The sequence below is a fragment of the Rhodanobacter sp. G1 genome (assembly GCF_055397855.1).
Genome location: NZ_AP039674.1, coordinates 3,653,630 through 3,667,105 on the forward strand (window position 1 = coordinate 3,653,630; position 13,476 = coordinate 3,667,105).

General features: G+C 68.3%; 12 protein-coding genes. 2 read left to right on the top strand and 10 right to left on the bottom strand.

The annotated features are described in order from the left end of the window. Positions 1–151: 151 nt before the first annotated feature. Genes cyoE through ACZ5Z2_RS16255 form a run of 4 tightly spaced genes read right to left on the bottom strand, consistent with a single transcriptional unit; the run spans position 152 to position 3,531 of the window. A complete protein-coding gene (gene cyoE / locus ACZ5Z2_RS16240; protein ID WP_464759600.1) occupies positions 152–1,051 on the bottom strand; it encodes a heme o synthase in 900 nt (299 codons plus the stop codon). Continuing rightward, the gene (locus ACZ5Z2_RS16245; RefSeq protein ID WP_464759601.1) at positions 1,048–2,211 is read right to left on the bottom strand and encodes a COX15/CtaA family protein; all 1,164 of its coding nucleotides are present in this window, start codon (positions 2,209–2,211) and stop codon (positions 1,048–1,050) included. Before ACZ5Z2_RS16245 ends, cyoE begins: the two co-directional genes overlap by 4 nt. Continuing rightward, positions 2,211–2,783 carry a hypothetical protein gene (locus tag ACZ5Z2_RS16250; RefSeq protein ID WP_464759602.1) on the bottom strand — a complete coding sequence of 191 codons (573 nt, stop codon included), beginning with the start codon at positions 2,781–2,783 and terminating at the stop codon, positions 2,211–2,213. The genes ACZ5Z2_RS16245 and ACZ5Z2_RS16250 overlap by 1 nt, the downstream gene beginning before the upstream one ends. A 13-nt stretch (positions 2,784–2,796) precedes the next feature. After that, the gene (locus ACZ5Z2_RS16255) at positions 2,797–3,531 is read right to left on the bottom strand and encodes an SURF1 family protein (protein ID WP_464759603.1); all 735 of its coding nucleotides are present in this window, start codon (positions 3,529–3,531) and stop codon (positions 2,797–2,799) included. Between the two features lie 56 nt (positions 3,532–3,587). Between ACZ5Z2_RS16255 and ACZ5Z2_RS16260 the strand changes: the two genes are divergently transcribed. Further along, complete coding sequence (locus tag ACZ5Z2_RS16260; protein ID WP_464759604.1) at positions 3,588–3,809, top strand: twin transmembrane helix small protein; 222 nt, start codon at positions 3,588–3,590, stop codon at positions 3,807–3,809. A gap of 88 nt (positions 3,810–3,897) precedes the next feature. Here the strand turns inward: ACZ5Z2_RS16260 and ACZ5Z2_RS16265 are convergent, their stop codons facing one another. The 6 genes from ACZ5Z2_RS16265 to ACZ5Z2_RS16290 all read right to left on the bottom strand — a co-directional run bounded on the left by ACZ5Z2_RS16265 (position 3,898) and on the right by ACZ5Z2_RS16290 (position 10,059). Then, entirely contained in the window at positions 3,898–5,709 is a 1,812-nt protein-coding gene (locus ACZ5Z2_RS16265; protein ID WP_464759605.1) for an aspartyl protease family protein, read from the bottom strand. A gap of 85 nt (positions 5,710–5,794) precedes the next feature. Continuing rightward, complete coding sequence (locus tag ACZ5Z2_RS16270; RefSeq protein ID WP_464759606.1) at positions 5,795–6,682, bottom strand: cytochrome c oxidase subunit 3; 888 nt, start codon at positions 6,680–6,682, stop codon at positions 5,795–5,797. Positions 6,683–6,761: 79 nt separating this feature from the next. Further along, complete coding sequence (locus ACZ5Z2_RS16275) at positions 6,762–6,896, bottom strand: hypothetical protein (protein WP_464759607.1); 135 nt, start codon at positions 6,894–6,896, stop codon at positions 6,762–6,764. Positions 6,897–6,906: 10 nt separating this feature from the next. After that, entirely contained in the window at positions 6,907–8,520 is a 1,614-nt protein-coding gene (gene ctaD, locus ACZ5Z2_RS16280; RefSeq protein ID WP_464759608.1) for a cytochrome c oxidase subunit I, read from the bottom strand. Positions 8,521–8,605: 85 nt separating this feature from the next. Beyond that, positions 8,606–9,463, bottom strand: a complete 858-nt coding sequence (coxB, locus tag ACZ5Z2_RS16285; protein WP_464759609.1) for a cytochrome c oxidase subunit II — start codon at positions 9,461–9,463, stop codon at positions 8,606–8,608. A gap of 107 nt (positions 9,464–9,570) precedes the next feature. Beyond that, a complete protein-coding gene (locus ACZ5Z2_RS16290) occupies positions 9,571–10,059 on the bottom strand; it encodes a DUF2244 domain-containing protein (RefSeq protein ID WP_464759610.1) in 489 nt (162 codons plus the stop codon). Between the two features lie 208 nt (positions 10,060–10,267). Between ACZ5Z2_RS16290 and putA the strand changes: the two genes are divergently transcribed. Beyond that, a complete protein-coding gene (putA, locus tag ACZ5Z2_RS16295; RefSeq protein WP_464759611.1) occupies positions 10,268–13,423 on the top strand; it encodes a bifunctional proline dehydrogenase/L-glutamate gamma-semialdehyde dehydrogenase PutA in 3,156 nt (1,051 codons plus the stop codon). The last annotated feature ends 53 nt before the right edge of the window (positions 13,424–13,476 follow it).

Sequence of the window (13,476 nt, forward strand, 5' to 3'; positions counted from 1 at the left end):
AACTTGACGGCGAGCGGGCGCCCCGCTCTTCAAACCGTGATGGCCGTCACTCTTTGTCCACCAACCGGCCCAGCCGGGCGGCGGAACCCGGTCACCTTCCGTCCGCCGGCCCTTCAACTATCGGCACGGCAATGGCGATCTGAAGCCCCGGCTACGCCAGCCGCCGGAACGCCAGCCCCTGGCGCAGCGGCTCGGCCAGCCAGTGGTCGGCCAGCAGGAAGGCGAACAGCGCCATCAGGTAGATGATCGAATACTTGAACACGCGCATGGCGAAGAACTCGTCCGGCGGGTTCATGAGGCGGATCGCGTAGTACAGGAAGCCCGCGCCCAGCACCACCGCGCCGCCCAGGTAGAGCCAGCCGCCGTAGCCGGTGATCGCCGGCAGCAGGGTCACCAGCACCAGCAGCACGGTGTAGAACAACACCTGCCAGCGCGTGTAGGCCACGCCGTGGGTCACCGGCAGCATCGGCACGCCGGCGCGCGCGTAGTCCTCGCGGCGAAAGATCGCCAGCGCCCAGAAGTGCGGCGGCGTCCACACGAAGATGATCAGGCAGAGCTGCAGCGCGAACGGATGCAGCTCGCCGGTCACCGCCGTCCAGCCCAGCACCGGCGGGATCGCGCCGGCGAGGCCGCCGATCACGATGTTCTGCGGCGTGGCGCGCTTGAGGTAGGCGGTGTAGACCAGCGCGTAGCCGATCAGCCCGCCGAAGGTGAGCCACGCGGTGAGGCCGTTCACCAGCAGCGCCAGCACCAGCATCGAGACGATGCCCATGACGATGGCGAACACCAGCACCTGCCACGGCTTGAGGTGGCCGGTAGCCAGCGGCCGCCGCGCGGTGCGCGCCATCAGCTTGTCGATGCGCTGGTCGATCAGATGGTTGAACGCTGCCGCCGAGCCGGAGGCCAGCCAGATGCCCAGCGTGCCCCACACCAGCGCGCGCCACGGCGGGATGCCGGGCACCGCGAGGAACATGCCGATCACCGCGCAGAACACCAGCAGCGCGACCACGCGCGGCTTGGTCAGTTGCAGGTATTCGCCGAGCACGCTCATGCCGCCACTCCGGACAAGTCAGGCCGGCGCTGCGTGCGCGCCAGCGTCGCCACCAGGGTGAACAGCAGCAGCGCCGCCATGCCGTTGTGCGCGGTCGCCACCGGCAGCGGCAGGCCGAAGTGCACGTTGCTGATGCCCAGCAGCACCTGGCAGACCAGCGCCACGCCCACCGCGATGCCGCACCAGCGCAGGCCGCGCCGCGCCAGCTTGTGCGACAGCCAGCCGAGGTAGCAGAACACCACCAGCGCGCCGACCCGGTGCACCATCTGGATCGCGGTGCGCGCTTGCTGGTCGAGGATGCCGCCCTCGAAATTCACGCCGATGCCGCGCCACAGGATGAAGCCCTGGTGGTAGTCGCCCGGCGGCCACCACTGGCCGAGGCATTGCGGGAAGGCCGAGTCGCCGAAGCCGCAGGCCAGCGCCGCGTAGTTGGACGACGTCCAGCCGCCCAGCGCGATCTGGCAGGCCAGCAGCACGATGCCGAGGATCACCAGCCGGCGCAGCCCCGCCAGCGCGTCGTCCGCCGCGCCCACGCCGGCGAAGCGCACCGCCGCGTAGCCCAGCAGCGCGAACGTGGTCATGCCGCCCAGCAGGTGCCCGGTCACCACGATGGGCTTCAGCAGCAGGGTCACCGTCCACATGCCCAGCATCGCTTGGAAGATGATGACGGCCAGCGCGACCAGGCAGACCCGCCACGCCGCGGGACGCTGCAACGCCAGCGCCGCAGCAAGCGGCAGCGCGATCGCGCATACCGCCAGCAGCGACGACCAGTGGTGTTCGCCGCGCATGTACATCGCCACGCCCACCGCCGCGAGCACCGCACTGGCGCCCAGCGCCAGCAGCACCCAACGCCGCCGCCACGCCGCCGCGAAAGCCAGCGCGAGCACCAGCACGCCCAGCGTGCCGGCCAGCATGCGGTGCACCTGCTCGCGCCACGCCTTGTGCGCCTCGTAGGGCCGGTTCGGGAACGCCGCATCGGCCTGCGCCACCGCCTGCGCGTGCTGCGGCCAGGTCGCCTCGCCGTAGCAGGTGGGCCAGTCCGGGCAGGACAGGCCGGCGTTGGAGAGGCGCACGAAGGCGCCGAACATCACCAGCCCGAACGCGAACACGGTGGCGAGCAGCGCCAGCCAGCGCAGGATCTTCCGCACTTGCAACGACATCACTTGATGACCTTCTTCAGATCCTGGAGCAGCCCGGAGGCGTCGAAACCGGCAGGATAGCTCGCCAGCGCCGTGCCGTTGGATTCCACCAGCAGCGCGGCGACGCTGTCCGGCTGCTGCGGGCGCCATGGCGCCAGCTTGCCGTCCGCGTCCTCGCCGAGCTGCCAGTAGTTCGCCATGCCGGTGCGCTGCTGCGCATCGGCGGGCGGCGTGCCCACGTACAGCAGGCGCAGCCGCGACTGACTCCCGTTGAGCATCACGCGCGCCTTGGCCATCGCGGTCAGCGCGGCGTAGCAGCGCGCGGCGCAATCCGGCCCGGGCAGCGCGACGAGGGTGAGCCGCGGCTCGCTGTCGCGCCACGCCCATGTGCCGCCGCCGGCCATGCGCACCGGCAACTGCTCCTGCGCGAAATTGCGCTGCGGCACGATCGGCAGGCCGTTGCCCTTCGCGCCGGGTTGCCAGCCGGCCAGCGTGAGCGCCAGCGCCGCCACGAACGGCGCGGCAAACACCGCGGCGACCAGCAGCAGTTTCAGGCGGCTCTTGCGCAACGCGGCGGGATCGGCGGCATTCATCGGAAGTCCAAAGTCAGGAAGGGCGCGAACCGCGCTTGCGGTTCAGCACCAGCAGGATCACCACCACGGCGATGGCGAAGGAGAACCACTGGAACGCGTAGGCGCGGTGCCGCGCCGGCGGCATGTCGCCGAAGTCCAGCACGTGCTCGCGCACGTAGATCGAGGACGGGTCGGCATCCAGCGCCAGCACGCGCGGATACAGCTTGCCGCCGAGGTCGGCCGCGACCTGATCCAGGTCGAGGTAGATCGTCTTCTTCGGCCACGCCGCCTGTCGCGCCAGCGCGTTGCCGCCCATCTCGAAGCCGCGCCCCGGCGGCGGCACGTAGAGGCCGCGCAGGCTCTGCACGCCATCCGGCAACGGCGGCAGCTGCGGCGTCTGGTCGGTGCCGTTGCCGGGCAGGAAGCCGAGATCCGCCAGCAGCAGGCGATCCCCGCCTTGCGGGCGGAACGGCACGTAGACCTCCACGCCGCCGCGGTCGTCGTGCTTTGGGTTGTCCAGCAGGTAGATGTGGTCGGCCACGTAGCGGCCCTGCACCTGCACGCGCGGATAGGCGTCCGGCGGCGGTTGCAGCGCCACCGCGGCGAAGTCCCGCGGCGGCGCGACGGCGGCCGCGGCATAGCGTCGCAGCAAGTCGTCCTTGAATGCCGCGCGATGCAGTTGCCAGAAGCCCAGGCGCACGAAAAGCACGGCCGCGCAGGCCGTCAGCAGGATCGCCCACCACGGCGGTCGGCGGAACCCGCCTAGCACGATGCACGCACCCCGGTCGCTATACTCGCTGCAACAGAATCAACCGGATCGATCACGTGGGCCCCATCTACAAATACGCGGTGGTGGTGGTGTTGCTGGTGGTGATTTTCAGCCTCGGCCAGGCGCTGTACTACATGATGACCGACAAGGACAACGACAAGCGCATGGCCTGGGCGCTGACCCGCCGCATCGCGCTGTCGCTGCTGCTGATCGGCATGGTCGTGTTCGGCATCTGGATGGGCTGGCTGCAGCCGCACGACGTGGGCGGCCACGGCTGATTGTAGCGGTCGCGACAGCAACCGGCTCGCTGGTTCGCGAGAAGGATCGGCAATGCCCGTACCACGCGCAACCGATGCCGAAGCGGCGCTATCTGGAAATCGGCGCACCGCCGCCGGGGGACTCGCCCGGCGCGACCAGGCCCAGCCTGGCGGCGCGCGCGTCGATCCGCTTGTCCAGTGCACGCGCCGTCGCCAGCTCGGCGTTGCCTGCAGCGGCCTGGCCACTGCGCAATTCGGCCAATCCCAGACCGTAATGCGACCACGCCACGCGGGGCGACCGCGCAAGCGCCTGTTGATAGGCCTTGATCGCCTCGGCGTCCTTGCCCATCCGCAGATACACCATGCCCATACTGTCCAGATAGGCCGGGCGCTCGCCATCGCGCTTGATCGCCTTGCGGCAGTCGCGCAGCGCGTCGTCCAGCGACTGGTTGGCCAGCGCACGCGCCCAGCAACGCTCGTTCAGTGCGCTGCCTAGCGCGGCATCGGCGCCGTGCGTGCGGATCCAGTCGTCCAGCAAGGGCACGGCATCGGCCGGCTGGCCGATGGCGACGTACAGCGACGCGACGGCATAGGACTGCATCGAGCCGGCCGGTGCGAGCTGGCGCGCCGCCGCGACGTCCGCCGCGACGCCGGCTTCGTCCTTCTTCACGTAACGCAGGCGGGCGCGCAGCAGCAGGGCATCGACATTCTTCGGATCGAGGCCCAGGGCCTTGTCCAGATCGTCCAGCGCGGCGTCGGGCTGTTTGTCGGCCAGCAGGATGCGGGCGCGTATCAGGTAGTCGCCCGCATTGCCCGGATCCATGCGGATGGCCGCATCCAGGTCGGAATGCGCGTTCGCCAGTTCGCCGCGCGCGAGGCGCGCCTGGCCGCGCAGCGCGTAGTCGGCCGCCGTCCCGGGTTCGTCGCCTGCGTCGCTCGACGCCGCCGGGGCCGGCTCGTTGGCTCCGACCGACGTGGTGTCCAGCGAAAACACGCGGCCGCCGTTGTAGGTGAAATAGAGCTTTCGCTGGCTGTTGGCCACGTACATGTGATGGGCCAGCATGAAATCGACGCCCAGCAGCATGTCGGTCGAACCGTCGCCGATGTTGCCGTCCATCACCAGCATCTCGCTGTGCCTGATGGTTTCGGTACCGATCGAGAACGCGTCGATCGGCACGATCCAGGTTCGATAGGCCTTGGCGCCGATGCCGCGGGTGGCGCCGCTGGCCTTCACGCCCGGCCCCTTCAGATCGATGCCCACGCGCTCGGCGGCCCGCCGGCCAAGCAAGGTGGCCGTGGCGCCGGAATCCAGCAAGGCATGCAGCGTCTTGCCGTTGATCGTCACGTCGACGAAGCTGCGCCTGTCGTACTGGCCGTACGAGGGATGCAAATCGGCGACGTTGTAGTTGCGGCCGGCGGCCCAATAGGCCAGCGCCGCCTTGTCGCAGCCATCCGGCTTGAACAGGGTCACCTTGCCCTGCGCCAGGTCGATCTCGAGATCCACGACGTCGAGCAGGTTGGCGCCCAGCAGGCCCTCGCCCATATCGGATCCGCCGACCAGGAATTCGACGTCGTGGAGATCCGTGCCGAGTACGCCAAAATCCTTGATCTTCGCCAGCGAGACACTCGCGCTGCCGCCGATTCCGCCCATGTAGAAACCGAACGGCGCGGGACGGAGCCTGAGCCCCAGCGCATCCGCATTGGCGCGCGACATGAAGTTGAACTCCGCGCCCGTGTCGAGCATGAAGCGCGTGTCCACGCCGTTGGCCTTGATCCGCGTGGTGGCCCGCTCGCCGACCATCTCCACCGGCAAGGTGCCGTACTTGGCCAGCTTGCACTTCTCGGCCGCCTGAGCCGGGCCCACGCACGCAAGCAGCATGCAGGCGCCCAGCCAGATCGGGCGCCATGCCATCCGTTTCATCGAACACCCCCTGCCATGGGAACCGTACCGGGCCCGCCGAAGAATCGGACGTGCGCGAGGAATCAGCGCACGCCCCGCGTTGCAGTTACAGGATGTAGACGAACAGGAACAGGCCCAGCCACACCACGTCCACGAAGTGCCAGTACCAGGCCACCGCCTCGAAGCCGAAGTGATGCTCCTTGCTGAAGTGGCCCTTCAGCACGCGGAACCAGATCACCGCCAGCATGATGGTGCCCAGGGTCACATGCAGGCCGTGGAAGCCGGTGAGCATGAAGAAGGTGGAGCCGTACACGCCGCTGTGCAGGGTGAGGTTCAGCTCCTTGTACGCCTCGATGTACTCGTGCGCCTGGAAGTTCAGGAACAGCGCGCCCAGCAGCACGGTGAGGCCGAGGAACACCAGGATCCTGCCGCGATGGCCCGCGCGCAGCGCATGGTGCGCGATGGTCACGGTGACGCTGGAGGTGAGCAGGATCAGCGTGTTCAGCAGCGGCAGGCCCCACGGCGCCACGGTGCTGAAGGCGCCACCGACGTGCATCGGGCCGTTGCCGCCGTCCGCGCCCCACGAGGCGTTGTAGGCGCCGTAGAGGAACTGGTGGGTGAGCACGCCATGGCCCTCGCCGCCCAGCCACGGCACCGAGAAGTTGCGGATGTAGAACAGCGCGCCGAAGAACGCGCCGAAGAACATCACCTCGGAGAAGATGAACCACATCATGCCCATGCGGAACGAGGTGTCCACCTGCGGGTTGTACAGGCCCGACAGCGATTCCTTGATCACCGAGTGGAACCAGCCGAAGAACATGCAGACGACGCCAACCGCGCCGATCGCGATCACCGTCTTGCCGAAACCGGTGTCGCCGGGCTCCGCGCTGAGCCAGTGCGCCGCGCCGAGCACGGTGAGGAACATCACCACCGCGGCCACGATGGGCCACTGGCTCTTGCTCGGAACGTAGTAGGTGCCGTGCTGCTGGGACATGCTGAGACTCCGTGGAGTTTCCCCGTGGGCGGCGGGTGCCGCGACCACTTCTACCGAATGCGGCGGCGAACCGCCGCGGCTACTTCATCAACAGGATCTGCGCGAACGACAGCAGGTAGAACGCGCCGACCACGATGGCCAGCACGGCCACGGTGCGCCGCACGCCGTGGCGGCGCTTGCGCTCGAACTGCTCATCATCGATCTGGCTGGCCATGTCGTACCCGTCAATCGTTCACGTGGCCGTGCGCGAGCTCTTCGTCGTGCACCACCGGCGGCACTTCGAAGGTGTGGTGCGGCGCCGGCGAGGGCACCGTCCACTCCAGGCCCTTGGCGCTTTCCCACACGCGGTCGGCGGCCTTCTTCTTCGAGAAGAACGCGCAGTGCACGATCACGCCCAGGAAGATCAGCTGCGAGGCGCCGAACAGGAAGCCGCCGATCGAGCTGATCATGTTGAAGTTGGCGAACGCCACGTTGTAGTCCGGGATGCGGCGCGGCATGCCGGCCAGGCCCAGGAAGTGCTGAGGGAAGAACAGCACGTTCACGAAGACCACGCTGCACCAGAAGTGCACCTTGCCCCAGAACTCGCTGTACATGTGGCCGGTCCACTTCGGCAGCCAGTAGTACGTGGCCGCCATGATCGCGAACGCCGCGCCGGTCACCAGCACGTAGTGGAAATGCGCCACCACGAAGTAGGTGTCGTGGTACTGGAAGTCGGCCGGCACCAGCGCCAGCATCAGGCCGGAGAAGCCGCCGATGGTGAACAGGATGATGAAGGCGATCGCGAACAGCATCGGCGTCTCGAAGGTCATCGAGCCGCCCCACATCGTGGCCACCCAGTTGAACACCTTCACGCCGGTCGGCACCGCGATCAGCATCGTCGCGTACATGAAGAAGATGTCCGCGCCCAGCGGCAGGCCCACCGCGAACATGTGGTGCGCCCACACGATGAACGACAGGAACGCGATGCTGGCGATCGCGTACACCATCGCGCGGTAGCCGAAGATCGGCTTGCGCGCGAAGGTCGGCACGATCTCCGAGATGATCCCGAACGCCGGCAGGATCATGATGTACACCTCGGGGTGGCCGAAGAACCAGAACACATGCTGGTACAGCACCGGGTCGCCGCCGCCGTGCGGGTTGAAGAAGCTGGTGCCGAAATACTTGTCGGTGAGCAGCATGGTCACCGCGCCGGCCAGCACCGGCATCACCGCGATCAGCAGGAACGCCGTGATCAGCCAGCTCCACACGAACACCGGCATCTTCAGGAGATCCATGCCCGGCGCGCGCATGTTGAGGATGGTGGCGATGATGTTGATCGCGCCCATGATCGAGCTGATGCCCATCAGGTGGATCGCGAACACCACGTAGGCCAGCGAATCCGTCTGCAGCGACAGCGGCGGATACATCGTCCAGCCGCCGGCCGGGCCGCCGCCGGGCAGGAACAGCGTGGACAGCATCAGCGCGAAGGCGAACGGCAGGATCCAGAACGAGAGGTTGTTCATGCGCGGCAGCGCCATGTCCGGCGCGCCGATCATCAGCGGGATCATCCAGTTACCGAGGCCCACGAAGGCCGGCATGATCGCGCCGAAGATCATCACCAGCGCATGCAGGGTGGTCATCTCGTTGAAGAAGTACGGCTGCACCAGCTGCAGGCCGGGCTTGAACAGCTCGGCGCGTATCACCATCGCGAAGCTGCCGCCGATGAAGAACATCGTCAGCGAGAAGATCAGGTACAGCGTGCCGATGTCCTTGTGGTTGGTGGACATCACCCAGCGCTGGAAGAAACCCTGCGGTGCGTGGTGGTGGTCGTGGTGATCGTGGGTGGCTTCATGGGCCATGGCCTTGCACCTCTGCCTCAAGTCTGTCGATGGCGCGGCCGCGCGCGGCCGCTCCCGGAAATTCGTGGTTGCCGCGCGACGCGGCTCAGCCGTTGCCGCCCGGCGCCGCGGCAGGCGCGGGCGCGTTCGCCTGCTCCTGCGCGGCCAGCCACTTGGCGAAGTCCGCCTTCGAGACGGCCTTCACCACGATCGGCATGAAACCGTGATCCTGCCCGCACAGCTCGGCGCACTGGCCGCGGTAGGTGCCGGGCTCGTTGATGTTGGTCCAGGCCGTGTTGACGATGCCGGGGATGGCATCCATCTTCCAGCCGAAGGCCGGCACCCACCACGAGTGGATCACGTCCTCGCTGGTGATCACGAAGCGGATCTTGGTGTGGATGGGCAGCACCAGCGGCTTGTCCACGTTCAGCAGGTAGGTGTTCTCGTCGCCGGTCTTCACCGCGTACGGATCCATGCCCGAACCCAGCTGGCGGGTCTTGTCGGAGAGCTCGTCGAGCTTGGACATGTAGCCGACCTTGTCGATCGCCTTGCCCTGGTAATCGACGTAATCGTAGCGCCACTTCCACTGGTAGCCGGTGACCTTCACCGTCATCTGCGCGCCGGTGGTGTTGGCGAACGAGACCAGGCCGCCGGTGGACATCCAGGCCAGCACCACCAGGATGATCACCGGGATCGTGGTCCAGATGATCTCGACCGTGGTGTTGTGCGACCACTTCTCCGCCACCGCACCGCGCGACTTGCGGAAGCGGAACATGGCGATGAACATCGCGCCGAACACTAGGATGCCGATCACCACGCACACGCCGAGCGCGACGTTGTTGAGGAAATAGGCCTCGCCCGACCAGGTGGTCACGCCACGCGTCATGTTGAGCTGCCACGGCCGTGGATTGGCCTGCGCGATACCGGCGCACAGCGCCAGTACGAGGGCCAGCGCCGACGCCATGGCGCGCCTGCTGCCGTTCGCCCCGCCGCGGCCGGATCGGCCCCGGTTCGAACCGGCCCGGTCGGTTCTGATGCTGCCAGATGTCATGCTCTCGCCCTTTGTTGAACCTATCCGCGCTGCCGGCCGTTGACCTCGTCCAGCAGCAGCTTGAGTTTCCGCAACAGCTCGACACGTTCCCCTTCGGCAAGGAACCTGCCGATTTCCAGCTCGCGCCCGTGCGACGACAGCAACAGGCGGCGACATCCGTCATCCCCTTCGTCCAGCCGCACGCGCACCCAGCCAGGCTGGAAGCTCGTGCGTTGCCGGCCCGGCAACGATTGCACCTCCAGCGACGCCTCGTCGAGGGTGATGCGCTCGCTGCGGTCGCCGGCGCGCCAGGCCACGCACAAGGCGACGGCCACGGCGGACGATTCGACCAAGGCGAACAGCGGAGCAAACACATTCCCCACCCACGCGCCCAGGACGGCGGTCGTCAGCGCCAGCGACGCCAGAAGCATGATGAGCCGACGCAGGCCGCGGCGGCTTAGCGTGCGATTGGGCCTGAGCCATATCGACACGCGGGGCAAGCCGGCGGCGGCTGGTCGTAGCACGATCATGGAGATCCGGCGTGCCAAGAGCGTTTCGATGATAGGTCGCATGGGCGCAAGGGGCAAGAATGCCGCAGGGGCTTGCGCCCGATCAGTTTTGCCGGCGGGCGACATACCTTCGCGTACCTTGCGCCACGGCGGCGGGATGCGGCGGCGGCATGGGGCACGGCGTACAATCGCGCGTTTCCTCCCGCCCCTCCCATCGCATCGACCCGCCGTGACCCAACCCATCCTCAGCCCCGAACTCCCCGCCGGCGCCGAGCCGGCCCGCGCGCGCATCACTGCCGCGTGGCTGCGCGACGAGACCGAAGCGGTCAACGACCTGCTCGCCCAGGCCACCCTGCCGCCCGCCGAGCGCGAGCAGGTGATCGACGTCGCCGCCGGCCTGGTCACCCGCGTGCGTGCGCGCGTCAAAGACCAGAGTGCCGTCGAATCCTTCATGCGCCAGTACGACCTCTCCAGCGAGGAAGGCGTGCTGCTGATGTGCGTGGCGGAAGCGCTGCTGCGCATCCCCGACAAGGCCACCGCCGACAAGCTGATCCGCGACAAGCTGGGCGACGCCGACTGGAAGAAGCACCTGGGCCAGAGCGAATCGCTGTTCGTCAACGCCAGCACCTGGGGCCTGATGCTCACCGGGCACCTGGTGAACCTGGCCGAGGAAACCCGCCGCGACTTCACCGGCGCGCTGAAGCGCCTGGCCGGCCGCGCCGGCGAGCCGGCGATCCGCCTCGCCGTGCGCCAGGCCATGCGCATCATGGGCCACCAGTTCGTGATGGGGCAGACCATCGACGAGGCGCTGGACCGCTGCGCCAAGAAGGAATACGCGGTGTACCGCTATTCCTACGACATGCTGGGCGAATCCGCGCTCACCGCCGAGACCGCCGAGCGCTATCAGGAAGACTACCGCCGCGCGATCGCCCGCATCGGCGCGCGCGGCCCGTTCGCCAACCACACCGACGCGCCGTCGATCTCGGTGAAGCTGTCCGCGCTGCACCCGCGCTACGAGGTGGCCAAGCGCGCCATCGCCCGCCGCGACCTCACCGCCAAGCTGCTGGAACTGTCGCAGCTGGCGATGAAGCAGGACATCGCGCTCTCCGTCGACGCCGAGGAAGCCGACCGCCTCGAACTCTCGCTGGACATCATCGGCGACGTGTTCGCCCACCCCTCGCTGGCCGGCTGGAACGGCCTCGGCATCGTGGTGCAGGCCTACTCCAAGCGCACGCCGTTCGTGATCGATTGGCTGATCGAAACCGCACGTGCGGCAAATCGTCGCTGGTACGTTCGCCTGGTGAAGGGCGCTTACTGGGACGCCGAGATCAAGCGCGCCCAGGAGCAGGGCCTCTCGGGCTACCCGCTGTATACGCGCAAGCCGAACACCGACGTCTCCTACCTCGCCTGCGCGCGCAAGCTGTTCGACGCCGGCAGCGAGCTGATCTACCCGCAGTTCGCCACGCACAACGCGCACAGCATCGCCGCCGTGCACCACATCGCGCGCGGCCGCCCGTTCGAGTTCCAGCGCCTGCACGGCATGGGCACCGACCTCTACGCCGAGGTGATCGGCCCGCAGAACCTCGATGTGCCCTGCCGCGTGTACGCACCGGTGGGCACGCACGAGGATCTGCTGCCCTACCTGGTGCGCCGCCTGCTGGAAAACGGCGCCAACACCAGCTTCGTCAACCGCGTGGTGGACGAGACCCTGCCGGTGCGCGAGCTGGTCGCCGACCCCTGCGAGACGGTGCGCCGCTTCGCCTCCATTCCCCACCCGCGCATCCCCTTGCCGGTCAACCTCTTTGGCGAACTGCGGAAGAATTCCATGGGCATCAACTTCTCCAACGACAACGAACTGAAGGCCACCGCCGAAGCCGTCAACGCCAAGTCCGGCCCGTGGAATGCCGAGCCCTTGGTGCCAGGCGCCAAGGGCAACGGCCCGACCGTCACGGTGACCAACCCCGCTGATCGCCGCCAGACCGTGGGCAGCTACGTCAGCGCCGACGCCGCGCTGGTGGACAAGGCGCTGGCCAATGCCGTCGCCGCCCAGCCCGACTGGGATCGCCTGCCCGCCGCCAGCCGCGCCGCGATCCTCGAACACGCCGCCGAGCAGCTCGAGGCGCGCCGCGCCGAGTTCATCGCGCTGTGCGTGCGCGAGGCCGGCAAGAGCCTGCCCGACGCCATCGCCGAGATCCGCGAGGCCGCCGACTTCCTGCGCTACTACGCGACGATGGCGCGCCGCCTGTTCGGCCAGCCCGAGCAGTTGCCCGGCCCCACCGGCGAGAGCAACCAGCTGTTCTTGAACGGCCGCGGCGTGTTCGTCTGCATCAGCCCGTGGAACTTCCCGCTGGCGATCTTCCTGGGCCAGGTCAGCGCCGCGCTCGCCGCCGGCAACAGCGTGATCGCCAAGCCCGCCGAGCAGACCAGCCTGATCGGCTACGCCGCGGTGAAGCTGCTGCACGAAGCCGGCGTGCCGGAGGCCGTGCTGCAGTATCTGCCCGGCGACGGCGCCGTGGTCGGCGCGGCCCTGACGAAAGACCCGCGCGTGGCCGGCGTGGCCTTCACCGGCTCCACCGAGACCGCCTGGGCGATCAACCGCGCGCTCGCCGCGCGCAACGCGCCGATCGCCGCGCTGATCGCCGAGACCGGTGGCCAGAACGCGATGATCGCCGACTCCTCCGCCCTGCCCGAACAGATCGTCAAGGACGTGATCGCCTCCGCCTTCCAGTCCGCCGGCCAGCGCTGCTCGGCCGCGCGCGTGCTGTTCGTGCAGGAAGACATCGCCGACAAGGTGGTCGGCATGCTCGCCGGCGCGATGGCCGAGCTGAAGGTGGGCGACCCCGGCCAGCTCAGCACCGACGTGGGCCCGGTGATCGACGAAGACGCGAAGAAGATCCTGGTCGACCACGCCGCCCGCATGGACAAGGAGGCGAAGAAGATCGGCGAAGTACCGCTCGATCCGGCCACCACCGCCAACGGCACCTTCTTCGCACCGCGCGCCTACGAGATCCCCGCGCTCGCCACGCTCACCCGTGAAGTGTTCGGCCCGGTGCTGCACGTGCTGCGCTGGAAGGGCAGCGAGCTGAAGCAGGTGGTCGAGCAGATCAACGCCACCGGCTACGGCCTCACGCTGGGCGTGCACAGCCGCATCGACGACACCGTGGAATACATCCGCAGCCACGCCCGCGTCGGCAACTGCTACGTCAACCGCAACCAGATCGGCGCGGTGGTCGGCGTGCAGCCCTTCGGCGGCGAAAGCCTCTCCGGCACCGGTCCCAAGGCCGGCGGCCCGCACTACCTGCTGCGCTTCGCCGGCGAGCGCACGCTCACCATCAACACCACGGCGGCCGGCGGCAACGCGTCGCTGCTGACCATCGGCGAGTGATGCAAGATCCGGCGGACTCCCTGCATCGTCGCAGGGAATCCGCCGGCCCGCAC